This is a genomic window from Mucilaginibacter sp., from assembly GCF_028288185.1.
Lineage (GTDB): Bacteria > Bacteroidota > Bacteroidia > Sphingobacteriales > Sphingobacteriaceae > Mucilaginibacter.
In genome coordinates, this window is sequence record NZ_JAQBOF010000010.1 from 48,162 (window position 1) to 68,640 (window position 20,479).

The following is a 20,479-nucleotide window of genomic DNA, read 5'->3' on the forward strand; positions in this document are numbered from 1 at the left end:
GTCAAATTAATTACCTTTGCCCCAGCAAAATACGAAGTTCTTAATTCGATATGGCGCAGAAAACCAATTTTCAAAACATATGAAACATAATTTTGGTGCCGGACCAGGCATCTTACCTCATGAAGTTTTAAAGCAAGCTGCAGCTGCGGTTGTTGATTTTAATGGCATCGGTTTATCTCTTTTAGAGATCTCGCACCGATCGGCTGAGTTTGAGGCGGTTTTAGATGAAGCCGTAAAATTAGTGAAAGAGTTATTAGAAGTTCCGGAAGGTTACTCGGTATTGTTTTTACAAGGTGGTGCAAGTACACAATTTGCAATGGTGCCTTATAACTTGCTGCCATCAACCGGTAAAGCTGCTTATGTAGAGTCGGGTGTATGGGCTAACAAAGCTTTAAAAGAAGCTAAATTCTTTGGCGAGGTTGATGTTATTGCTACATCAAAAGAAAGTAATTTTACTTACATCCCTAAAGATTATACCATACCTGCTGATGCGGCTTATTTGCATTTAACATCAAATAATACCATTTATGGTACGCAATTGCATGAGTTCCCTGCATCGCCAATACCTGTTGTTTGCGATATGTCGTCAGACATCTTCAGCCGAAAAATTAATGTTGCTGATTTTGGTATTATCTATGCAGGCGCTCAAAAAAATATGGGCCCGGCCGGTACAACCTTAGTAATTGTTAAAGACGAAATACTAGGTAAAACAGACCGTAAAATACCTGCAATGTTAAATTACCAGGTACAAATAGAAGGTGGATCAATGTATAACACCCCGCCGGTATTTGCTATATATGTATCAATGCTTACGCTAAACTGGTTAAAATCAAAAGGCGGCGTTGAAGCAATTGCCAAAGAAAATAAAGCAAAATCATACGTATTGTACGAAGAAATTGACCGTAACCCGCTATTTAAAGCAGTTTGCGCAGTTGAAGATCGCTCGGATATGAATGTTTGCTTTGTAATGGAAAACCCTGAGTTGGAAAAACCATTCCTTAAACTTTGCGATGAAAAAGGCATAGTTGGCATTAAAGGCCACAGAAGCGTAGGCGGTTTCCGTGCTTCCATATATAACGCGTTGCCAATAACCAGCATCTATGTGCTGATTGACGCCATGCAGGAGTTTGCAGAAAAGAATAGTTAGTTCACTGGTTCATTGGTTCAATAGTTCATTGGTGCATATCGATGGGCTAATGAAGCAGACCGATGAACAAATGAACTATTGAACAAATGAACTTTTAAAAGATGATCAAAATATTAGCTAACGATGGGATAGATCCTATCGGAAAAAAAATGTTAGAGGATGCCGGTTTTGAGGTTGATACTAACAATATACCACAGGATGAATTACCTGTTAAATTACAAAATTACGATGCTATTACCGTACGTAGTGCGACTAAAGTACGCAAAGCATTAATTGACGCTTGCCCTAACCTAAAGCTGATTGGCCGCGGCGGTGTAGGTGTTGATAATATAGATGTTGATTACGCTAAAGAAAAAGGAATAGGCGTATATAATACGCCGGCTTCTTCATCATTATCAGTTGCAGAGCTTGTTTTCGCACAATTGTTTACCGGCGTGCGTTTTTTGCATGACAGTAACCGCAAAATGCCGGTTGATGGCGGCACTAAGTTTAACGACTTGAAAAAAGCTTACGCCAAAGGTATCGAGCTGCGTGGTAAAACTTTAGGTATTGTAGGCTTTGGTCGTATCGGCCGCGAAGTGGCAAAGATCGCTATCGGTGTTGGTATGGATATTATTGCTTATGATCTGTTCCCGTTCAATCCTGAAGTGGAAATAACATTAGGTACGGGTGGTACTAAAGTTAATGTAACCGTTAAAACATCAACACTTGACGAGATCATTAAAACTGCTGATTTTATAACCCTGCACACACCATTCATCGACAAAGCTTTAATTGGCGCCGAAGAATTGGCGCAAATGAAAAAAGGTGTACAACTAATCAACATTTCACGTGGTGGATTAATTGACGAGTTAGCCCTGGTTGACGCTTTAAACAGTGCCCAGGTATCATACGCGGCATTAGACGTATTTGATAATGAACCGACCCCTCGTGCAGAGATATTAACCCACCCTAAAATATCATTAACCCCGCACATTGGTGCTGCTACAAACGAAGCACAAGAGCGTATAGGGGCAGAGCTGGCCAGTTTAATAATTGGGCACTTTAAGAAATAATGTGACGTTAACAACAAAAAAAGGAGGTTTATGCCTCCTTTTTTTGTTACAGTAAATTAGTTTTTTATTGAAAAGGGTACTCGATAACCTTTAATTTTTCGTTGACTGCGACAGTATCTAAAAACCATGAATAACCAACGTTCTTGATACTATAGTTAAAGCCCACAATAAGGGTGGAGCCATCATCAGGTACTGTTTTTTGAAAAATCATTTTATTTGCAGGACCTGGGATATCCTTAATTCTCATTGAAGTTAAAGCCGAATCGAAGACAGTGATGTTTGACTTCTTTTTTATAGTTAATGAGAAATTGATGGTATCATTAACACCAGAAAAATCTTTATTGGTATAAAGAATAAATTTGATAGTCTTAGTAGCAGAGGAGTTTGATTGTACGCCTTGTTTTTGGCACGATAGCATAAAAATAAGTATAGCCAAGACAGGTAGGATAGCAAGTTTTTTGTTCATATTTTTTTAATTTTTATTTAAACAATACGCTCTTATTTTTATAAGGTTGCCTGCCGTGAAAAGTATTTTAACAGAGACAATAAATAAATTGCTACAACAAATAACTCACCCCTTTTTCAGGAATTATAACCGGGTAACCTTCTGCTTCTAAACTATCAGCCAATGCCTGCATACTGCTTTCTTCGCCGTGTACAAGGTAGATGCCTTTCAATTGGGCCTTATCTTGATGTTTAATGTTGTCTACAAGGTCGGCATGGTCGCCGTGGGCACTTAGTACGTCTGTTTGTTTAATAGTGGCATATACGGCCAGATCGCGGTCCTTGATGTGTACTATCGAATCGCCGCGCAATAAACGATGTCCTAACGTTCCTTTAGCACAGTAGCCTATAAATAATATGGTACAATAGTAATTCTGGATATTATAAAACAAGTGATCCTGTATGCGTCCGCCCTCCAGCATTCCTGCTGATGAGATGATAATACAAGGCTCAAAATAATTGGAGATCTGGCGGCTATCTTTTAAAGTCTCCACATACGTCAGGTTATCAAATTCAAACTCATCGCCCTGCGACATATAAAAGTCCTGCGCCTCTTTGTTTACCAGGTCATGATATTTACGGAAGATACCGGTAGCCATGCTGGCCATCGGGCTATCCACAAAAACCTTAACCGGCGGCAATAAACCGCTGCTAAATATTTTATTAAGCGAGTAAACTAATGATTGCGTACGTCCGATACTAAACGCCGGGATAATCATACGTCCCTGCTCTTTAATACAGCATTTATCAATATGTTCAATTAAAGTTTCTTCAACGCTTTTGCCGGTTGTATGCATCCTGCCACCGTACGTAGACTCAGTTACTATAAAATCGACAGAGGGTAGCGGTTGCGGGTCATCCAACACCGGGTAGTTTTTACGGCCTATATCGCCGGTAAAAGCAATTGACTTTTCGGTGCCGTTATCGTTTACCTTAAATACTGCTGCCGCCGCGCCCAACAAATGTCCAACCGGGATAAAAGTTAATTCAATATCGCCCGTAATTCTAAATGGTTTATTAAAGCCGATAGTAACAAACCTGTCCATAGCGTCCATTACGTGCTTTTGCAGGTATAATGGCTGAGCGTTAGTACCAAACTTACCTTTACCATGCTTACGGCTTTTATGGGCCTTGTTTATGAATATATTTACCGAGTCAAGCAATAAAAGCTCGGTAAGGTCGGCAGTAGGAGGGGTTGATAGTATTTGGCCGTTAAATCCTAAGCGTACCAGCGTAGGGATGTTACCCGAGTGGTCTATATGCGCGTGTGTTAACACCAACACGTCTATATCGGCAGGGCTAAACGGAAAATCTTCGTTTGATTGTGTGCTACGGTCCTTTTCGTAATCGAGCCCGCAGTCTATTAGTATTTTGTATTGGCCTATCTCAAGCAAATGCATACTACCCGTAACTTGCCGGGCAGCACCGTGTATAGTTAATTTCATTAAGCTTTTTCTTTGCGGCGTATCTGGTTCCTTAGCAGGAATAGAATTATTCCAACCAGTATAAAAACAATGATCTTAAAGTTAAGCGATGCTTTATCCTGTAGCCTGATATTCTCTTCTTGTTCTTTTTTTATTTTCTCCAGCTGATTCTGTAACTTGTTTATGGTGTACATAGATTCCAGAGCAGTATTTTCGGTTTCTTTTGATTTGTCCAAAACCTGGCTTTGTTGAAACGTGCGGTACGCTAATAATATTTTAAGCTGTTGGTAAATTTCGTTATCCGTTTTAACAATGTCCATTAGTATATCATTACTGCGGCGGATATCCTTTTTAGTTTGAAAACCAAAAATGCCGGTATGCTCGCTCAGGCTTTGGTCATACTGACCAAATTTCTGACTGCGGACTGCCAGCATGCTGTTAATTTTGTTTCGCTGTACCTGGTAAGTCAGCGAATCTGAATTTGACTGTGCAAATGCACCGGCAAACAAAAAGCACATTAAGCCAAATAGTATTATTTTTTTCATGCGGTATAGTCAAAATCAATTATTACGCTATCGCCCAAATTTAAGCCTAATAAGCCGCTGGCGTTGCCTTTATTTATAGCTATCTCTAAGTGGTCGCTTATACCAAACAGGCAAAGTTTTTCGCCTTCGGGCACCTCGCTATAATGCCAGCTTAGATGATTAATAGTTTCATTACGTTTAAAATACAAAGTAAACTGGCGGCCTTGCTGCACCTTGTTAAAAAACTCCTTGGTAATATTAGTAATTACATTTTGGAAAGAGTCAATATAAATTACGGCGCCTTTAATTAAATTCTTTTCGATCACAGGTTGCAGGTTCATTTTGTTTTCGACCCCGGTTACCGGTATGCCAATTTCTGTTAGTTTGCCGCCTTTTGCCAGGTGGCAGGCAGTTTTCACAAATATATCCGCCAGGGGGAAGTGCAGAAATTTTAAATCCTGCATAATGTTTATTTCTACCATTTCCTGCGGATCATGGTTAAACATCAACGAGAAAATACCGTTATCGGCACCAACAAAATAGTGATTATTGTATTGAACAGCCAGATATTTGGTATGATCGCTATATACGGTATCAATACCAATAAGGTGCACCGTATCGTCCGGAAAATAATGAAAACTATTTTTTAAAATGAACGCTGCTTGTTGTACATTGTAAGCGGCAACGCTGTTGGTAATATCAACAATATTTACTGTCGGCAGCAATTTTAATATGCTTCCTTTAAGGGCGGCTTGATAAATGTCTTTATCGCCCAAATCAGTAGTTAAAGTTATTATTGCCATTAATTTTTCAAATATTTATTACTAATCTTGTACAAGCTTTAGACGCTGCAAATATTCAATTTTTAATTCATAAAAATCGGCAACAAAATAATCAAAATTACTATTGAACGAGCTCAAAATATCAATTGAAAATATTAACCCCGCTGTTTTATGGGGCCCCAACAATGATCACTTCGAGATCATTAAAAAACAATATCCAAAACTTAAAATTGTTGCACGCGGCAGCGAGGTAAAAGTGCTGGGCGATGAACGGGAATTAGTAATTTTTGAAGAAAAATTTAACCACCTGATACAACACATAGAGAAGTTTGAAAATTTGAACATAACCGACCTGGAAAGAGTGCTGGGTTCAAAGGTTGATATAAACGCTACAAACGATCCGACTACTGATAAATTTGCCAGCGGCGAGGTTATTGTTTTTGGCCCTAACGGTGTTATGGTTAAGGCCCGTACAGCCAACCAACACAAAATGGTTGATTGTATAAACAAAAGCGACATCCTATTTGCCATAGGCCCTGCCGGTACCGGTAAAACTTATACTGCTGTTGCATTAGCGGTAAGAGCGTTAAAGAATAAAGAAATAAAACGTATCATCCTTACACGACCGGCTGTTGAAGCAGGGGAGAACCTGGGTTTTTTACCGGGTGACCTGAAAGAAAAGATCGACCCATATTTACGCCCATTGTATGATGCCCTGGATGATATGATCCCGGCTGAAAAACTTAAATTGTATCTGGAGAATCGTACCATAGAAATTGCACCACTTGCATTTATGCGTGGCCGTACCTTAGATAATTGCTTTGTGATATTAGATGAGGCGCAAAACGCTACCGATATGCAGTTAAAAATGTTTTTAACACGTATGGGCCCATCAGCTAAGTTTATTGTTACGGGCGATGTTACACAGATAGATCTGCCTAAAAAACAACAATCAGGCTTACATACCGCCCTGCGTATATTAACCGATATTAAAGGCATAGAAATAGTTTACCTAAGCGGCGAAGACGTAGTAAGGCACAAACTGGTAAGAAAGATCTTAGAAGCTTACGGAGATATTCAGTAGAGTGTTGAGTAGTGAGTGATGAGTGGTGAGTAATTTCTCGCGAGCTTAGAAACTCACAACTCATCACTCAAAACTCACAACTAAATGATTGCACTAAAAGAAACCCATTTTAATTTCCCTAATCAAACCAGTTTTTATAAAGGCAAGGTAAGGGATGTTTATACTATAGCTGATAAATACCTGGTAATGGTGGTAAGCGACAGGATATCGGCATTTGATGTTGTATTGCCTGAACCTATCCCATATAAAGGACAAGTACTGAACCAGATAGCAGCCAAATTTTTAAAAGCAACTGCCGATATTGTACCAAACTGGGTAGTGAGCGTGCCCGACCCAAGCGTTACCATTGGCCGCATTTGCGAGCCGTTTAAAGTAGAAATGGTAATACGCGGCTATTTAGCGGGCCACGCCGCGCGCGAATACGCTGCCGGCAAACGCCAGGTTTGCGGTGTTAGCTTACCCGAAGGACTAAAAGAAAACGATAAACTGCCCGAGCCTGTCATCACCCCGACAACTAAAGCTGCTGTGGGGCATGACGAGGATATATCAAAAGAAGAAATATTAAGACAAGGTATCGTATCAGTTGAGGATTATGAGCAATTAGAGCAATATACCAAAGCCTTATTCGCCCGTGGTACCGAAATTGCAGCCAAACAAGGTTTGATTTTAGTTGATACCAAATACGAGTTTGGCAAAGCTGATGGCAAAATATTTTTAATAGACGAGATACATACGCCCGATTCATCACGCTATTTTTATAGCGAGGGATATACCGAAAGGCAGGCAAGCAATGAGCCTCAAAAGCAGCTGTCTAAAGAGTTTGTAAGGCGGTGGCTGATAGAAAATAACTTCCAGGGTAAAGATGGGCAGGTAGTGCCGGAAATGACGCCGGAGAAGGTGGAATCTATATCAGAACGGTACATTGAACTTTACGAACAAATTACCGGCGAAGCCTTTGTAAAACCTGGAGGAATAAATATTTTAGACAGGGTTGAAGCTGCAATTAAAAATGCATTAACATCATTGTGATTTTTATTTGTGAATAATGTATTATATTAGCACTAAATTACAGAAATAAAGAAATGAAGTTTACTGTTGATAAACACGAGAAATATATTTTGCTGAAGCTCAATGAATCAAAACTGAACTCACTGATCACCCCGCAATTAAAGTCAGAGTTAATATTGATTAATACCGAAGGGCAGAGAAATATAATTCTGGATCTGTCTCAGATAAAATTTGCCGACTCATCGGGTCTAAGCAGCTTATTGGTTGGCCATCGTTTATGCAAAAATGCAGGTGGCTCATTTATCTTAACAGGTTTAAATGATGCTGTTTCACGTTTAATTACTATCTCGCAGTTAGAAACCGTTTTAACTATCGTCTCAAAATCAGAAGAAGGCATTGACCTTATTTTTATGGAAGAGATAGAAAAAGAATTAAAAAAAGAAGCAAGATAATACTTACATTGTTTACCTGACATGAAATTTGAGGTAACAATTCTCGGAAGTAGTTCTGCAACTCCTATTTATAATCGAAATCCTACATCGCAGGTGCTTAATATTAATGAGCGCCTTTATTTGGTTGATTGTGGCGAAGGTACGCAACAGCAAATGCTTCGTTTTGATATAAGGGCCAGCCGTATAGATCATATCTTCATCAGCCACCTACATGGTGATCATTACCTGGGCTTGATCGGGTTATTGTCATCCCTGCATTTAAACGGGAGAAAAAAAACCTTGAAATTATTTGGCCCACCGCAACTGATGGAAATTATCGACCTGCAGTTTAAATACTCTGAAACTACACTGCAATACGAAATTGATTTTTTTGCAACCGATGCTACCCAATCACAAGTAATTGTTGTTAATGACGATGTAACGATAGAAACTATCCCCCTTGACCATCGTATAGCTTGTACAGGTTTTTTATTCAGAGAAAAGAAAAGACTACGTAAATTATTAAAAGACGAACTGGAGCGAATAGGGGTGCCTATAGAATTATACACTTCCTTAAAAAAAGGAGCCGACTATACAAATCCAAAAGGTAAGATTTATAAGAACGATACGCTTACCACAGATTCGGACGCGCCAAAAACTTATGTCTATTGCTCTGATACATTGTTTAATCCGCAATACTTTAAGCAAATAAGCAATGTTGATCTGCTTTACCATGAGGCTACTTTCCTGCATAATATGCTGGACAGGGCTAACGAAACCCATCATACCACAGCCCTGCAAGCTGCTGAAATAGCCGTACAAGTAAATGCTAAAAAATTACTTATAGGCCATTTCTCGGCCCGTTATAAGAGTTTGGATGAGTTGCTGGAAGAGGCGCAAAGTGTGTTCCCGAATACTGCTTTGGCGATAGAGGGAAAGACGTTTGTAATTTAACAAGTAGAGAAATCGAAGTTTTTAAAACTAAATTTAATATTTTATAACATATTTCTCATTTCAGGTGATTCACAAAAGTGATTCACTCAGAATTTTTAAATTTTATAAAAATTACATAATTTGCTAATTTACAATAAGCTAATTATGTCGACCTCAAGTTTTGGTACTGATTCAGGGTGATTTACTCATTTTTTATAAATAACTTATTTACAGTATGTTGCAAGCAAAAAGTGATTCAAGTGATTCAAAGTGATTCACTATTTTGTGAAACACTTACACGGTTTTATCGTTATGTAAACAGGGTAAAATTACCGCCTAATAAGACATAAGTTATTGTTTCAGGCTGCTGATGATTTTAGTAATTTTACTAATACCAATACCAATCAATGAATAAAGTTTTTAATAATGCCGATGAGGCTATCCATGATATAGCGGATGGCATGACCTTGATGCTGGGTGGTTTTGGCTTATGCGGCCTGCCCGAAAATTGCATTGCCGCCCTGGTTAAAAAAGGGGTGAAGGACCTTACCTGCATATCCAACAATGCCGGTGTTGATGATTTTGGTATAGGCCTGCTGTTAAGGCAGCGCCAGGTTAAGAAAATGATCTCATCCTACGTAGGCGAGAATGCCGAGTTTGAGCGCCAGCTGCTAAGTGGCGAACTGGAAGTTGAACTTATACCACAAGGCACACTTGCTACACGCTGCATGGCAGCAGGATATGGTATGCCCGCAATATTCACTCCGGCAGGTATTGGTACCGAAGTAGCCATAGGCAAAGAAGTACGCAACTTTAACGGTAAAGACTACCTGATGGAATTGGCCTTTGACGCCGACTACGCCATAGTAAAAGCCTGGAAGGGGGACAGCATGGGGAATTTGGTATACCGGTCAACCGCGCGCAATTTTAACCCGGTTATGGCAATGGCCGGCAAGATCACTATTGCCGAGGTAGAAGAACTGGTAGAGCCTGGCGAACTAAACCCTGACCATATACATACACCTGGTATATATGTGCATAGAATATTTAAGGGTACCAATTACGAAAAACGCATTGAACAACGTACAGTAAGAAAAAGACAGGATGCTTGATAAAACAGGAATAGCGAAACGCATCGCCAAAGAAATAAAAGACGGTTACTATGTAAACTTAGGAATAGGCATACCTACGCTGATAGCTAATTATATCCCTGAGGATATGGATGTTGTATTACAATCTGAAAACGGTTTACTGGGTATGGGGCCTTTCCCGTTTGAGGGCGAGGAAGACGCTGATATTATAAACGCAGGTAAGCAAACCATAACCACGCTGCCGGGCTCGGCTATATTTGATTCGGCAATGAGCTTTGGGATGATACGGGCTCGTAAGGTAAACTTAACCATATTAGGTGCCATGGAAGTTGCAGAAAACGGCGATATAGCTAGTTGGAAGATTCCCGGCAAAATGGTTAAAGGAATGGGAGGAGCGATGGATTTGGTAGCATCGGCAGAAAATATCATAGTAGCTATGCAGCACGTAAACAAAGCCGGCGAGTCAAAGCTATTGCCGCGATGTACCTTACCGTTAACAGGTATCAACTGCGTTAAAAAAATCGTTACCGAACTAGCGGTGTTGGATGTACTACCCGGCGGCGGCTTCAAATTGCTGGAACGCGCACCCGGGGTAAGCATCGAAGAAATAAAAAATGCTACATCAGGAAGGTTAATTATTGAAGGTGATATACCTGAAATGGATATTAACTAAATACCTTTTCTCTCAAATCTCTGGATATTTCGTCAGTAACCGCCTGTATACCATCAGCGGTATGGGTGTTATTCACTACCAATTTATGGCAGCCGTCTTTATAAGGCAGCAAGAACTCTTTATAAGCCGGCACAACGTGGTTAATCCATTTATACATCACATCATCGTGCGAATAGCCGCGTTCCAGCAGATCGCGCTTTAGGCGGCGTTGTAGAGCTACGTCTTCATTAGCATCTACAAATATCTTCATATCGAACAAATCTGCGATGCCTTTAAAGTGTAGAATGAATAATCCCTCAACAATAATAATTGGTGCAGGCTTTATCTCCAGTATTTTTGGGACGATATTAGGGTTGTTAAACGTGTATTCTTTTTTGTAGATAACCTCGCGGTTTAGCAGTTTGGTTACATCATGCTCAAACTGCTCATAATCAATCGTACGCGGAAGATCGAAGTTATAGAGCTTATTTTCTTCAGGAGTCATGTTATGTGCTACAGGGATATAATAATCATCCTGCGATAGCAAACAAACCTCATCCGGCGAAAAATGATCTAAAAATCGATTTAAAAAAAACGTCTTCCCAGAGCCACTACCGCCGGCAATACCTACAATGTAAGGTTTATTCATTTGGGCTACCGTAGCTTATATTTACGTGGATGCGTTTATCTAAAGCACCTATAGATTCGGCAACATTTTTTGTCATGATTAATATAACATCCCTGGTAGCTTCGCTCTCTGTAAAACGGCCAACAACCTTGGCAAAAGTAGTTTTACTGGTCATGGGGTTGGTTATTTTTATAACCGTCCCAATTGGAGCAGTACGGTGCAATACCAATTTTTTATTAGGATCAAGGCTGGCATCATCTATCCAGGTGGCTACGCCTTTTTCGCTTTTCTCAAACAAACCATAACGGTTGGCATTTAGTTTACTGTCGGCGCTATCCTGGCTGGTCATATAGGTTGTAGAGTCGCGTTTGGCAACAGGGCGTACAACTGCAGGTACATCAGCCGTGCCAGATTTTACTTGTATAACTTGCCCGGGAGTTACGGTAGTCGAGGTTAAACCATTTAACTTAGTAATATCCTCAACTGTCGAGTTAAAGCGTTTGGCTATAGAATACAGCGTTTCTCCGGCCGATACTTTGTATTGTTGTGTTGAACCACTGGTGTTTGCCGGTGCAGCAGGTTGTTGTTCTGGTGATTGTTGCGTTACGACAGGAGGTGTAACCACCGTTTTTTGTTGCACAACAGCAGGCTTTGACGCTTCAACGAACGATCTGTCGGTAGGTACTTTAATAATGTTGCCAATTTTTAGAGGAGCGTTATTATTAAATTTTATGATATCGCCGGGCTTTACGTTATATCTGCGGCCTATAGAGTAGTAGTTATCTTTTGGGTCAAGTTTATGCAGAATTACCTTTTTACCATCCAGGTTTTCAATCCCGACAGAATCGGTTAATAAGGTTTTAGCAAAAAGTGAGGTAGAAATTGTTAGTAGGGGAGTTAGGAATAACAAAGTTCTTAATTTCATAATAATTTATTAGTCAGTAATTTATAGGTTTAAAACCCTCAATCCTGATTTGTTTTTAATATAAATGAGCGAGTTTTTATACAAGATAAACGACTCGGGCTGCATTTTTTGTATATCAGCATTTAATAAATCTTCATAAACAAGACCGCTTCTATCCATAATATATAAATGTTGTTGAAGTTGTCCCGATACGAAAGAGTGCAAAGATACAATTCTGAAATTATTGTAATCAAGGGAATGTACAATGTTTCCGTAAGGCTCTACAGGTAAGGATTGATTTAAATGGGATGCCTGCAAAATTTGCGGAGCAGTCACATAATTTTCAATCTCTGTATCAATGGTTTGCTCAAATGATCTTACGGTCAAACCTGTTTCCACATCAACCAAAAATAATTTTTTAGGCTGTAGCTGGATATTATATAAGATAGGGCCGTTTACTGACAAATGATCAAACGCGTAAGTATAATTACTCCATATCACTTCGCCTTTAGTATTAACGGCCATAACACCTTTATGTACTGGTGTGTTTTCTGATTGGTAGTTATGCAATAACAGTACATCGTTATAAGCAGCTTCTATCCCGGTTAACCACCTGTCGGGCGTGATATAGTTTGTGAAATTGGGTTGGCCGCTTGTTAGATCTAAAGAGGTGAATGAAACCTGCTTATCTGTCGTACGTATTTCAAGGAAAAGCGTATCACTTAAACTGTCAATTTCCATGCGCCAGATCACGCCGGTTAGCTGCTCATTAATAAATGGTAATAGCATAGTCATAAGGGTATAAATATGCTATTAAATTCAATAATAGCAGAAGCGCCTACCTATGTGGTGTCCTTTATTAATACCTATATCCGATAGTTAAAAAGAAATTATTATTGGTGCCGTTTACATTGGCTGTAGGGCTGGTGGTACCAATATCATAAGGTAATATGCTTTGCGAGTTAGTTAAATGTACATAAGTAGCATCAATATAATAACTACCGATACGATAACCTAAACCACCTGTAACAGTTTTTGTAGCTACGCCGTTTGTTTTTAAAGGACTGCCCTGTATACCTAAACCACCGCGTAAAGCAACGCTGCCCAGTTTAATTTCGGCACCGGCATGGGCGTTAATAGCCGATTTGTAAGTGCTTTTTATTATACCATTATCATAGGTATTGGTATAGTTGTCATTACTATCCATGTGGGTGGTGCTGTAATCAATATATTCTACATCGCCGGTTATAAAACCATATTGCCCTAAAAATATGGATAATCCACCCGCTGCTTTAAATGGCGTGCGCATGGTATAAGTTAAAGGATAGTCTGTAGGTCCATTTGAGTATTTATTACCATTGCTTAGGTTATTGGTAAGGCCCTCGCTGTAAGTATCGTCAACAGTTAAGAACGTTGGTGTGGTAATAGTTGCGCCTATCCGTACACTTTCTAATAATTTATATATGATACCAAATCTTGCGTTCAATCCTTCACCTTTCGTATCCTGGAATCTTGAATAAGTAGAATTGAAGCCCCTGGTAACCGGTAAGATATTTTCTGTTACGGTAACAGAGCCTGTTTCATTAAAGTTATTAGTGTATTTATATCGCAGATCTGTAATTCCAAACCCAAAACCCAGGTATAACTTATTGCTATAATTTGCCCCTACGGAAAAATCGATGGCGCTTTGTCCGCCTGTACGGTTAATAGTATTATTTTGTTGTACACCCGGCAAAGAATTACTGCTGTAGGTATAATTAGATGCAGTACCATATGGGCTTATCAATTTTTGATCATAAGCCCAGGCCTGCAAACCACCATTATCTACACCAAATGAATTTGCCAGGCTGGCATAATAATCATTTACAGAGTTCGTATTGTTTTTAGCACCGTACTGAATACCTTCATAAAAATTATTTGTACGATTATAGCTTCCACCCCAATTTATACTTACCCATCCTTTAGTTTTATCTTGCCCGCTTGGTGTGTTTAATCTCGAATAAAACACAATAGCGACATTACTTAAATTAAGATTACTTTTAGTTGCGGTACCTGATTGACCCAAATAAGCCGAATTGTTATTCGAGCCATCAAACTCGGGCGTAAAACTAACCTCAGATCGGGTAAAATAACCTAAACCGGCTGGATTGCCGCTTATAGATGTCAGATCTCCGCCTATAGCTGTACCTGCATTACCAATTGCTTTTATGCGCGATGTAGATCCGGTTTGGAAAGTTGAATAACGTACGGCATCCTTTGCGTATTGGGCAAAGCTGCTGTTGCTAACTGCTACAAAAGCAATTACGGATAGTATATATTTAAATTTCATAAGTGATATAGGTTATGGCCTAACAGGTCTGCCACCGCCGCCGCTGCTATTGCTTGAACCGCTTGAGCTGCTGTTTGATGAACTGCTGGTGGATTGGGCCGGAGGAGACGCGCGCTCCATAGTAGGTTGTTGAATTACCGGCCTTGGATTTTCGCTTTGCGGACGTATGTAACGTGTAGTAGTATTTGTAGGAACTGTTGTTACTGAGTTTGCGCCGGGACGGCCAGGATAAACCGCGTTAGTACCTCCCGGACGGCTACCGGAATAGGCAGCGCCATTACCATTACTATTAGCGTTGGCTCTCGCGAAAGTTAAGCCCGAGCCATTACTTGTATTAGAACGATTTGAACCACCGTTTGCCCTTGTAAAAGTTAAACCGCCCGAACCAACTACATTGTTATTGCTATGAGAATATGATTTTTTATGACTAGTCCTGCCGCCGCCACCGTATATAAAAGTTGAATAGGCAAATCCGTAGCCAAAATTATCATAGCCGCTATAATCGCCATAACCAAAGTCATAGGCAGAGTAGGTGCCAAAATCATAAGCATAAGGATCATAGCCGTAAGCGTATCCTATATTAGCATCAGCTGTTACTGTAGGCTGCGGGCTGTAATAATTATAAGGTGTATAGCTGTAATAGAAATCGTCATCATAATCAAACGGTGTGAAATAGCTAAAACGTTTTATGCGCGATTCGTAATCACCATAATAATAGTAATCATCGTTTCTTACCGTGTTGGTTGGTTGTTGGGTATATTCGGGTACATATTCATAATCATCACCTGCTTTGGCTTTGGTATAATAAACATCATCGCCGGTATTTTCTGATTTAGAAATTGTATTTAAGGTAGAGCAGGAACTCAATGCTATAGCACTGATCAAAATTATTCCTTGTAGCAGGTTCCTTTTCATTTTAGGCTTGGTTTTGAAAATTAGACTATTATTTACAGCGATAGTTTAATTTGACGTTCTAATAACGTATAAATTTATAAATTTGACCACAATAATAAGTAATTAAACAGTCAAAATATATTCCACATACAAATGAGCAAAGGCGTTATTAGTAAAGATGAAGATTATTCGCAATGGTATAACGATTTGGTTATAAAAGCCGATATGGCTGAGTATTCGCCGGTTAGGGGTTGTATGATCATTAAACCGTACGGCTATTCTATTTGGGAAAAAATGCAAGCCGTGTTAGACAAAATGTTTAAAGACACTGGCCACAGCAACGCTTATTTCCCGCTGCTGATACCCAAATCCTTTTTCTCTAAAGAAGCCAGCCACGTAGAAGGCTTTGCAAAAGAGTGTGCTGTAGTAACCCATTACCGTTTAAAAAATGATGGTAACGGTAATATTATTGTTGATGAAGATGCTAAACTGGAGGAAGAATTAATTATCCGCCCAACATCAGAAACTATTATCTGGAACACTTACCGCGGTTGGATCCAATCATACCGCGACCTGCCCATATTGGTTAACCAATGGGCCAACGTAATGCGTTGGGAAATGCGTACCCGGTTGTTTTTACGCACCAGTGAGTTTTTATGGCAGGAAGGGCATACCGCCCACGCGACATCTGAGGAGGCCATAGCCGAAACCGAGCAAATGCTGGAAGTATATGCTGATTTTGTAGAGAACTGGCTGGCATTACCTGTAGTTAAAGGTCGCAAAACCCCTAACGAGCGTTTTGCAGGTGCGTTAGATACTTATTGCATTGAAGCGTTAATGCAGGATGGTAAAGCGTTGCAAGCAGGAACATCGCATTTTTTAGGGCAGAACTTTGCTAAAGCGTTCGATGTTAAATTTACTAATAAAGAAAACAAACTGGATTATGTTTGGGCCACCTCATGGGGTGTTTCAACCCGTTTAATTGGGGCGTTGATCATGGCACACTCCGATGATGCCGGACTAGTATTGCCACCAAAACTGGCACCTATACAGGTTGTTGTAGTACCGATTTATAAACATGATGAAGAATTGGAGAACATCACGGCTTATGTAAATGAATTAAGTAAAACACTGAAAGCTAAAGATATATCAGTTAAGTTTGATAAACGCGATACCCATCGCCCCGGTGCTAAATTTGCCGAGTATGAGTTAAAAGGCGTACCACTGCGTGTAGCCATAGGCAGCCGCGATATGCAGAACGGAACAGTTGAACTGGCCCGTAGAGATACAAAGACTAAAGAAACTGTTAACCAGGAAGGGCTTGCTGAACATATTGAAGCATTGTTAGAAGAAATTCAAACAAACATCTATCAAAAGGCCGCCAACTTCCGTACTGAAAACACTACCGAGGTTGACACTTACGAAGAGTTTAAACGCCTGCTGGACGAAAAACCGGGATTCCTTTTAGCACATTGGGATGGCACATCAGAAACGGAACAAAAAATAAAAGACGAAACCAAAGCTACTATCCGTTGTATTCCTTTAGATAATAAGCAGGAAGAGGGTAAGTGTATTTTGACCGGGAAGCCAAGTATCCAGAGGGTTTTGTTTGCAAGAGCCTATTAGCCCTGATGTCACGGAAGATAGAGTAATAAGAGAATAAATATTGGGTAGTGCTACTGACACGCCCGTCATTGCGAGGAACGAAGCAATCTCTACATAGGACAGCCAATCTGCATATTGATTAGCAAGTGCAGAGATTGCTTCGTTCCTCGCAATGACGCTTTTTTTAACTGTAAATAAAAAAGTATCACCATGAAATTTGCGACTAAGGCAATACACGCGGGCCAGGAACCTGATCCATCAACTGGCGCCGTGATGACACCGATATACCAGACATCTACCTACTGGCAAAAATCGCCGGGTGATCACCAGGGGTATGAGTACTCGCGTGGTACAAACCCAACCCGTAAGGCTTTAGAGAATTGTTTAGCAGCCTTGGAGAACGCGCAGTTTGGCTTAGCCTTTTCAAGCGGAATGGGTGCTACTGATGCTGTTATGAAGCTGTTGATGCCTGGCGATGAGGTAATTACCGGTAATGACCTGTACGGCGGCTCATACCGTATGTTCACTAAAATATTTGCTAATTATGGTATCAAGTTTCATTTCCTGGACTTGTCTAACCCGGATATTATCCGTGAGTATACCAACGCCAATACTAAGCTGATCTGGATAGAAACACCAACTAATCCAACTATGCAGATCGTGGATATAGCGGCGGTAACTAAAATCGGTAAGGAAAAAGGTTTGTTGACCGTAGTTGATAACACCTTTGCTTCTCCATACTTACAAAATCCTATTGATCTGGGGGCTGATGTGGTAATGCATTCGGTAACCAAATATATAGGCGGGCACTCTGATGTTGTGATGGGTGCTTTGATGTTAAATGACGAGGATCTTTATAAACGCCTTTGGTTCATTTATAACTCGTGCGGCGCTACACCGGGGCCAATGGATAGTTTTTTGGTGTTACGCGGTATTAAAACGCTGCACCTGCGTATGAAAGCGCATTGCGAGAATGGCCGTAAAATAGCCGAGTTCCTGAAAACGCACCCTAAGGTGGATAAGATCTATTGGCCGGGCTTTACCGACCATCCAAACCACGAGATCGCCAAAAAACAAATGCGCGATTTTGGCGGGATGATATCAATTACTCTGAAAGGTGCCGATCTGAAAGAGACGTTCCGAATAGCATCATCATTCAAAGTATTTGCGTTGGCCGAATCCTTAGGAGGAGTAGAGTCGCTAATCAATCACCCGGTTACCATGACGCACGCTTCCATACCTAAAGATGCCCGTGAAAAGGTGGGCGTGGTTGATAACCTGTTACGTTTAAGCGTAGGAGTAGAGGATGTAGATGACTTGCTGGATGATTTGAAACAGGCACTTTCTTAAACTTGGTAAATAGGTAAAAAGCTAAAGTGATTCATATATTTGTGAATCACTTTAAAAATCCTTTCAACTTTACACTGAAAAGCTTTTTCGTGACCTTGGGAGTGGTTCGAACCCTCGATCCACTGATTGTTGGGCTTGGCTCAAACCACTTCTTTATAAGGTAAAATGTTGGATATAGCTCCTTGCCATGTATCCATATTCACGCCTAACTTTGCTGTAATGATTATGTATATTCTCCTCGCCTTATCTACGCCTTAAACGTGATTGTAAATGTAGCACCTTCATTAATACGGCTGTCAATATCGATATGACCACCCAGGCTTGTTAAATGATTGTGCACCAAATACAAGCCGATGCCTTTGCTGTCTTTATTATCATGAAACGTTTGGTTAAACCCAAAGATCCGACCTTGCACTTTTTCCATATCAAATCCAAGGCCCTCATCTTTAAATATCAACTTAACTATTCCATTCACTTTTTCGCTGTGCAAAGAAATTTTAGGATAGGTATTAGGCTTTGCGTATTTAATTGAATTGGAGAGTAGGTTGAGGAATATACTGTCTAAATAGGCTTTGTTAAAATTTATAACATCCGCCCTCTTAAAATCTGAAGTAATCTCGGTTTTAGTGTCGATTATCAATGACCGTAACAATCTTTGGACTGTGTTAAAAGATTCTGTTAAGCTTACCTCGCTTACTTCTATATTTAAACTCTTTTTTTGTATTAGCACATCTACGTAATTGTTTAAAGTATTGCGAAGATTCTCCGTAGATTTTTTTAATATACTTAATAATTCAACTACCTCTTCGTTATCAACGGTTTGCTCATCGATTATGCTAAATATAGAAAGTAAACTATTTACCGGTGACCGGAGATCGTGTGCAGTAGTATAGGCCAATTGTTTAAGTTCGTTATTTGTTTTTGTAAGATTGGTAAGTAATAGGTTTCTATCTTCTTCGAGTCGTTTTTTGTGGGTGATGTTTTTGGCTATTGCAAATACTAACTGTTGCTCTTCTATTCCTATAGATGTCCAAGACAGCCATACAATATCGCCCGATTTTGTTAGGTACCGATTTTCGAAATTTATTAGCGGAACAGATCTTTTGATAGACTCCCGACTTTCATTAGTGGCAGCTTTGTCCTCGAGATAAACAAATTCATTTATTGGTTTTGATAATAACTCATCTTGGGTATACCCCAATGTTTTTGACACTGCCGGATTGATCTTTTTGAAAAAACCATCATATCCGGCAATGCAGATCATATCTGGCGATGATTGAACAAAAAGATCCAGGTCAAATGTTTCATTGGAGAGCAAATGGGTCAAATCTTTAGCAGCGTTCATCTTAGTTTATTTAGTAACCGTTAGGCGAGTATCATCATAGTCAATGTTTTCAAATTTAGATATTACTTTATTAACAAATTCATTTGCTTGAATTCCGTAACCTGTTGATTTGAGGCTCATATAGTTTTTTAATAAGTTTTGGTTTCATATAATGTAGTTCAAATAATTACGATTATTGTTAATCTACCATCAATTCGGATGCGGGACTTATAGCATTTTTAGGTAGCTGAAAAAATGGAAGCGTGTTAGGAGTCAACGTAAAAGCAGGACTAGTATCTCTAATGCATTTATATGTCGCGCCCATATATCGATAAACTATTTCTCCTACATTAATGTTTTATCCAGCCAATATTCATCTTTAGTTACCTGCCTGATTATCATATTTTAGGTTTAGTTGAGTCCATAAATGCAATCTAATAATAATTATTATAATTGGTAACGGATATTATTTGTAGAGGTTTAAAACAAACTTCCTTGAGCGGCAATGATTAGTTGTGATGCTTTTGTCAGTTTAAAATTTTTCTCAAATGTTGATTTGGCATCATTCCCTTTAAAGGATGAAGCCAAATATAACTTAACTCAGGTTCTGCAAACTCATAGAATAGAATGGCTCTGACTTGTCATAAAAAAGCCTTCCAACTTTTACGCTGAAAGGCTTTTCGTGACCTGGGAGGGGTTCGAACCCTCGACCCACTGATTAAGAGTCAGTTGCTCTACCAGCTGAGCTACCAAGTCTGATTGTTTGTTCGTGGGGTGGCAAATATAGCGCAATAAATTTATATTTACCGA

The 20,479-nt window shown here is 39.7% G+C and carries 20 protein-coding genes and 1 tRNA gene; 10 read left to right on the forward strand and 11 right to left on the reverse strand.

Annotated features, from left to right (window positions below; translation table 11 throughout):
* Nucleotides 1-79: 79 nt before the first annotated feature.
* Together serC and JWQ34_RS04555 are read left to right on the forward strand one after the other, a co-directional pair.
* Complete coding sequence (gene serC / locus JWQ34_RS04550; protein ID WP_299354543.1) at nt 80-1,147, forward strand: 3-phosphoserine/phosphohydroxythreonine transaminase; 1,068 nt, start codon at nt 80-82, stop codon at nt 1,145-1,147.
* Between the two features lie 101 nt (nt 1,148-1,248).
* Complete coding sequence (locus JWQ34_RS04555; protein ID WP_299354546.1) at nt 1,249-2,202, forward strand: D-2-hydroxyacid dehydrogenase; 954 nt, start codon at nt 1,249-1,251, stop codon at nt 2,200-2,202.
* A gap of 64 nt (nt 2,203-2,266) precedes the next feature.
* Here the strand turns inward: JWQ34_RS04555 and JWQ34_RS04560 are convergent, their stop codons facing one another.
* The 4 genes from JWQ34_RS04560 to JWQ34_RS04575 form a co-directional block, all read right to left on the reverse strand.
* Nucleotides 2,267-2,668, reverse strand: coding sequence for a hypothetical protein (locus JWQ34_RS04560; protein ID WP_299354549.1), 402 nt, complete (start codon nt 2,666-2,668; stop codon nt 2,267-2,269).
* 91 nt (nt 2,669-2,759) lie between these two features.
* Nucleotides 2,760-4,151, reverse strand: coding sequence for an MBL fold metallo-hydrolase (locus tag JWQ34_RS04565; protein WP_299354552.1), 1,392 nt, complete (start codon nt 4,149-4,151; stop codon nt 2,760-2,762).
* The gene (locus JWQ34_RS04570) at nt 4,151-4,675 is read right to left on the reverse strand and encodes a hypothetical protein (protein ID WP_299354554.1); all 525 of its coding nucleotides are present in this window, start codon (nt 4,673-4,675) and stop codon (nt 4,151-4,153) included. Before JWQ34_RS04570 ends, JWQ34_RS04565 begins: the two co-directional genes overlap by 1 nt.
* Nucleotides 4,672-5,457, reverse strand: a complete 786-nt coding sequence (locus tag JWQ34_RS04575) for an SAM-dependent chlorinase/fluorinase (protein WP_299354557.1) — start codon at nt 5,455-5,457, stop codon at nt 4,672-4,674. The genes JWQ34_RS04570 and JWQ34_RS04575 overlap by 4 nt, the downstream gene beginning before the upstream one ends.
* 103 nt (nt 5,458-5,560) lie before the next feature.
* Between JWQ34_RS04575 and JWQ34_RS04580 the strand changes: the two genes are divergently transcribed.
* From JWQ34_RS04580 to JWQ34_RS04605, 6 genes are all read left to right on the forward strand, one after another.
* The gene (locus JWQ34_RS04580) at nt 5,561-6,520 is read left to right on the forward strand and encodes a PhoH family protein (protein ID WP_299354560.1); all 960 of its coding nucleotides are present in this window, start codon (nt 5,561-5,563) and stop codon (nt 6,518-6,520) included.
* An 84-nt stretch (nt 6,521-6,604) separates the two neighbouring features.
* A complete protein-coding gene (locus JWQ34_RS04585) occupies nt 6,605-7,549 on the forward strand; it encodes a phosphoribosylaminoimidazolesuccinocarboxamide synthase (protein WP_299354563.1) in 945 nt (314 codons plus the stop codon).
* A gap of 53 nt (nt 7,550-7,602) precedes the next feature.
* Nucleotides 7,603-7,980, forward strand: a complete 378-nt coding sequence (locus JWQ34_RS04590) for an STAS domain-containing protein (RefSeq protein WP_299354566.1) — start codon at nt 7,603-7,605, stop codon at nt 7,978-7,980.
* Nucleotides 7,981-8,001: 21 nt separating this feature from the next.
* Nucleotides 8,002-8,913: a ribonuclease Z gene (locus JWQ34_RS04595; protein WP_299354568.1), complete on the forward strand. Its 912-nt coding sequence runs from the start codon at nt 8,002-8,004 to the stop codon at nt 8,911-8,913.
* A 386-nt stretch (nt 8,914-9,299) separates the two neighbouring features.
* Nucleotides 9,300-10,004 carry a CoA transferase subunit A gene (locus JWQ34_RS04600; protein WP_299354572.1) on the forward strand — a complete coding sequence of 235 codons (705 nt, stop codon included), beginning with the start codon at nt 9,300-9,302 and terminating at the stop codon, nt 10,002-10,004.
* Nucleotides 9,997-10,656: a 3-oxoacid CoA-transferase subunit B gene (locus JWQ34_RS04605; protein WP_299354575.1), complete on the forward strand. Its 660-nt coding sequence runs from the start codon at nt 9,997-9,999 to the stop codon at nt 10,654-10,656. The genes JWQ34_RS04600 and JWQ34_RS04605 overlap by 8 nt, the downstream gene beginning before the upstream one ends.
* Here JWQ34_RS04605 and JWQ34_RS04610 read toward each other — a convergent pair.
* The 5 genes from JWQ34_RS04610 to JWQ34_RS04630 form a co-directional block, all read right to left on the reverse strand.
* Entirely contained in the window at nt 10,649-11,284 is a 636-nt protein-coding gene (locus JWQ34_RS04610) for a uridine kinase (RefSeq protein WP_299354577.1), read from the reverse strand. The two genes, JWQ34_RS04605 and JWQ34_RS04610, sit on opposite strands and share 8 nt — an antisense overlap.
* On the reverse strand, nt 11,277-12,188 hold the full coding sequence (locus JWQ34_RS04615; RefSeq protein WP_299354580.1) for a LysM peptidoglycan-binding domain-containing protein: 912 nt from the start codon (nt 12,186-12,188) through the stop codon (nt 11,277-11,279). The genes JWQ34_RS04610 and JWQ34_RS04615 overlap by 8 nt, the downstream gene beginning before the upstream one ends.
* Before the next feature lie 21 nt (nt 12,189-12,209).
* Entirely contained in the window at nt 12,210-12,962 is a 753-nt protein-coding gene (locus JWQ34_RS04620) for a DUF4905 domain-containing protein (protein ID WP_299354583.1), read from the reverse strand.
* Between the two features lie 64 nt (nt 12,963-13,026).
* A complete protein-coding gene (locus JWQ34_RS04625; RefSeq protein ID WP_299354586.1) occupies nt 13,027-14,496 on the reverse strand; it encodes a hypothetical protein in 1,470 nt (489 codons plus the stop codon).
* Nucleotides 14,497-14,508: 12 nt separating this feature from the next.
* Nucleotides 14,509-15,411, reverse strand: a complete 903-nt coding sequence (locus JWQ34_RS04630) for a hypothetical protein (RefSeq protein WP_299354589.1) — start codon at nt 15,409-15,411, stop codon at nt 14,509-14,511.
* 132 nt (nt 15,412-15,543) lie between these two features.
* Between JWQ34_RS04630 and proS the strand changes: the two genes are divergently transcribed.
* The gene (proS, locus tag JWQ34_RS04635) at nt 15,544-17,016 is read left to right on the forward strand and encodes a proline--tRNA ligase (protein ID WP_299354592.1); all 1,473 of its coding nucleotides are present in this window, start codon (nt 15,544-15,546) and stop codon (nt 17,014-17,016) included.
* Between the two features lie 189 nt (nt 17,017-17,205).
* Nucleotides 17,206-18,345, forward strand: a complete 1,140-nt coding sequence (locus JWQ34_RS04640; RefSeq protein WP_299354595.1) for a cystathionine gamma-synthase — start codon at nt 17,206-17,208, stop codon at nt 18,343-18,345.
* Nucleotides 18,346-18,592: 247 nt separating this feature from the next.
* Here JWQ34_RS04640 and JWQ34_RS04645 read toward each other — a convergent pair whose 3' ends face one another.
* On the reverse strand, nt 18,593-19,690 hold the full coding sequence (locus tag JWQ34_RS04645) for a PAS domain-containing sensor histidine kinase (protein ID WP_299354598.1): 1,098 nt from the start codon (nt 19,688-19,690) through the stop codon (nt 18,593-18,595).
* A 662-nt stretch (nt 19,691-20,352) separates the two neighbouring features.
* A tRNA-Lys gene (locus JWQ34_RS04650) sits at nt 20,353-20,425 on the reverse strand.
* Between the last annotated feature and the right edge of the window lie 54 nt (nt 20,426-20,479).

Excerpts from the sequence above, each read along its gene's own strand:
- JWQ34_RS04595 (WP_299354568.1), top strand. The coding sequence starts at position 8,002 with ATGAAATTTGAGGTAACAATTCTCGGAAGTAGTTCTGCAACTCCTATT.
- JWQ34_RS04590 (WP_299354566.1), top strand. The coding sequence starts at position 7,603 with ATGAAGTTTACTGTTGATAAACACGAGAAATATATTTTGCTGAAGCTC.
- JWQ34_RS04570 (WP_299354554.1), bottom strand. The coding sequence starts at position 4,675 with ATGAAAAAAATAATACTATTTGGCTTAATGTGCTTTTTGTTTGCCGGT.
- JWQ34_RS04560 (WP_299354549.1), bottom strand. The coding sequence starts at position 2,668 with ATGAACAAAAAACTTGCTATCCTACCTGTCTTGGCTATACTTATTTTT.
- JWQ34_RS04575 (WP_299354557.1), bottom strand. The coding sequence starts at position 5,457 with ATGGCAATAATAACTTTAACTACTGATTTGGGCGATAAAGACATTTAT.
- proS (WP_299354592.1), top strand. The coding sequence starts at position 15,544 with ATGAGCAAAGGCGTTATTAGTAAAGATGAAGATTATTCGCAATGGTAT.
- JWQ34_RS04585 (WP_299354563.1), top strand. The coding sequence starts at position 6,605 with ATGATTGCACTAAAAGAAACCCATTTTAATTTCCCTAATCAAACCAGT.
- JWQ34_RS04620 (WP_299354583.1), bottom strand. The coding sequence starts at position 12,962 with ATGACTATGCTATTACCATTTATTAATGAGCAGCTAACCGGCGTGATC.
- JWQ34_RS04610 (WP_299354577.1), bottom strand. The coding sequence starts at position 11,284 with ATGAATAAACCTTACATTGTAGGTATTGCCGGCGGTAGTGGCTCTGGG.
- JWQ34_RS04565 (WP_299354552.1), bottom strand. The coding sequence starts at position 4,151 with ATGAAATTAACTATACACGGTGCTGCCCGGCAAGTTACGGGTAGTATG.
- JWQ34_RS04625 (WP_299354586.1), bottom strand. The coding sequence starts at position 14,496 with ATGAAATTTAAATATATACTATCCGTAATTGCTTTTGTAGCAGTTAGC.
- JWQ34_RS04600 (WP_299354572.1), top strand. The coding sequence starts at position 9,300 with ATGAATAAAGTTTTTAATAATGCCGATGAGGCTATCCATGATATAGCG.
- JWQ34_RS04555 (WP_299354546.1), top strand. The coding sequence starts at position 1,249 with ATGATCAAAATATTAGCTAACGATGGGATAGATCCTATCGGAAAAAAA.
- JWQ34_RS04615 (WP_299354580.1), bottom strand. The coding sequence starts at position 12,188 with ATGAAATTAAGAACTTTGTTATTCCTAACTCCCCTACTAACAATTTCT.
- serC (WP_299354543.1), top strand. The coding sequence starts at position 80 with ATGAAACATAATTTTGGTGCCGGACCAGGCATCTTACCTCATGAAGTT.
- JWQ34_RS04630 (WP_299354589.1), bottom strand. The coding sequence starts at position 15,411 with ATGAAAAGGAACCTGCTACAAGGAATAATTTTGATCAGTGCTATAGCA.
- JWQ34_RS04605 (WP_299354575.1), top strand. The coding sequence starts at position 9,997 with ATGCTTGATAAAACAGGAATAGCGAAACGCATCGCCAAAGAAATAAAA.
- JWQ34_RS04640 (WP_299354595.1), top strand. The coding sequence starts at position 17,206 with ATGAAATTTGCGACTAAGGCAATACACGCGGGCCAGGAACCTGATCCA.
- JWQ34_RS04645 (WP_299354598.1), bottom strand. The coding sequence starts at position 19,690 with ATGAACGCTGCTAAAGATTTGACCCATTTGCTCTCCAATGAAACATTT.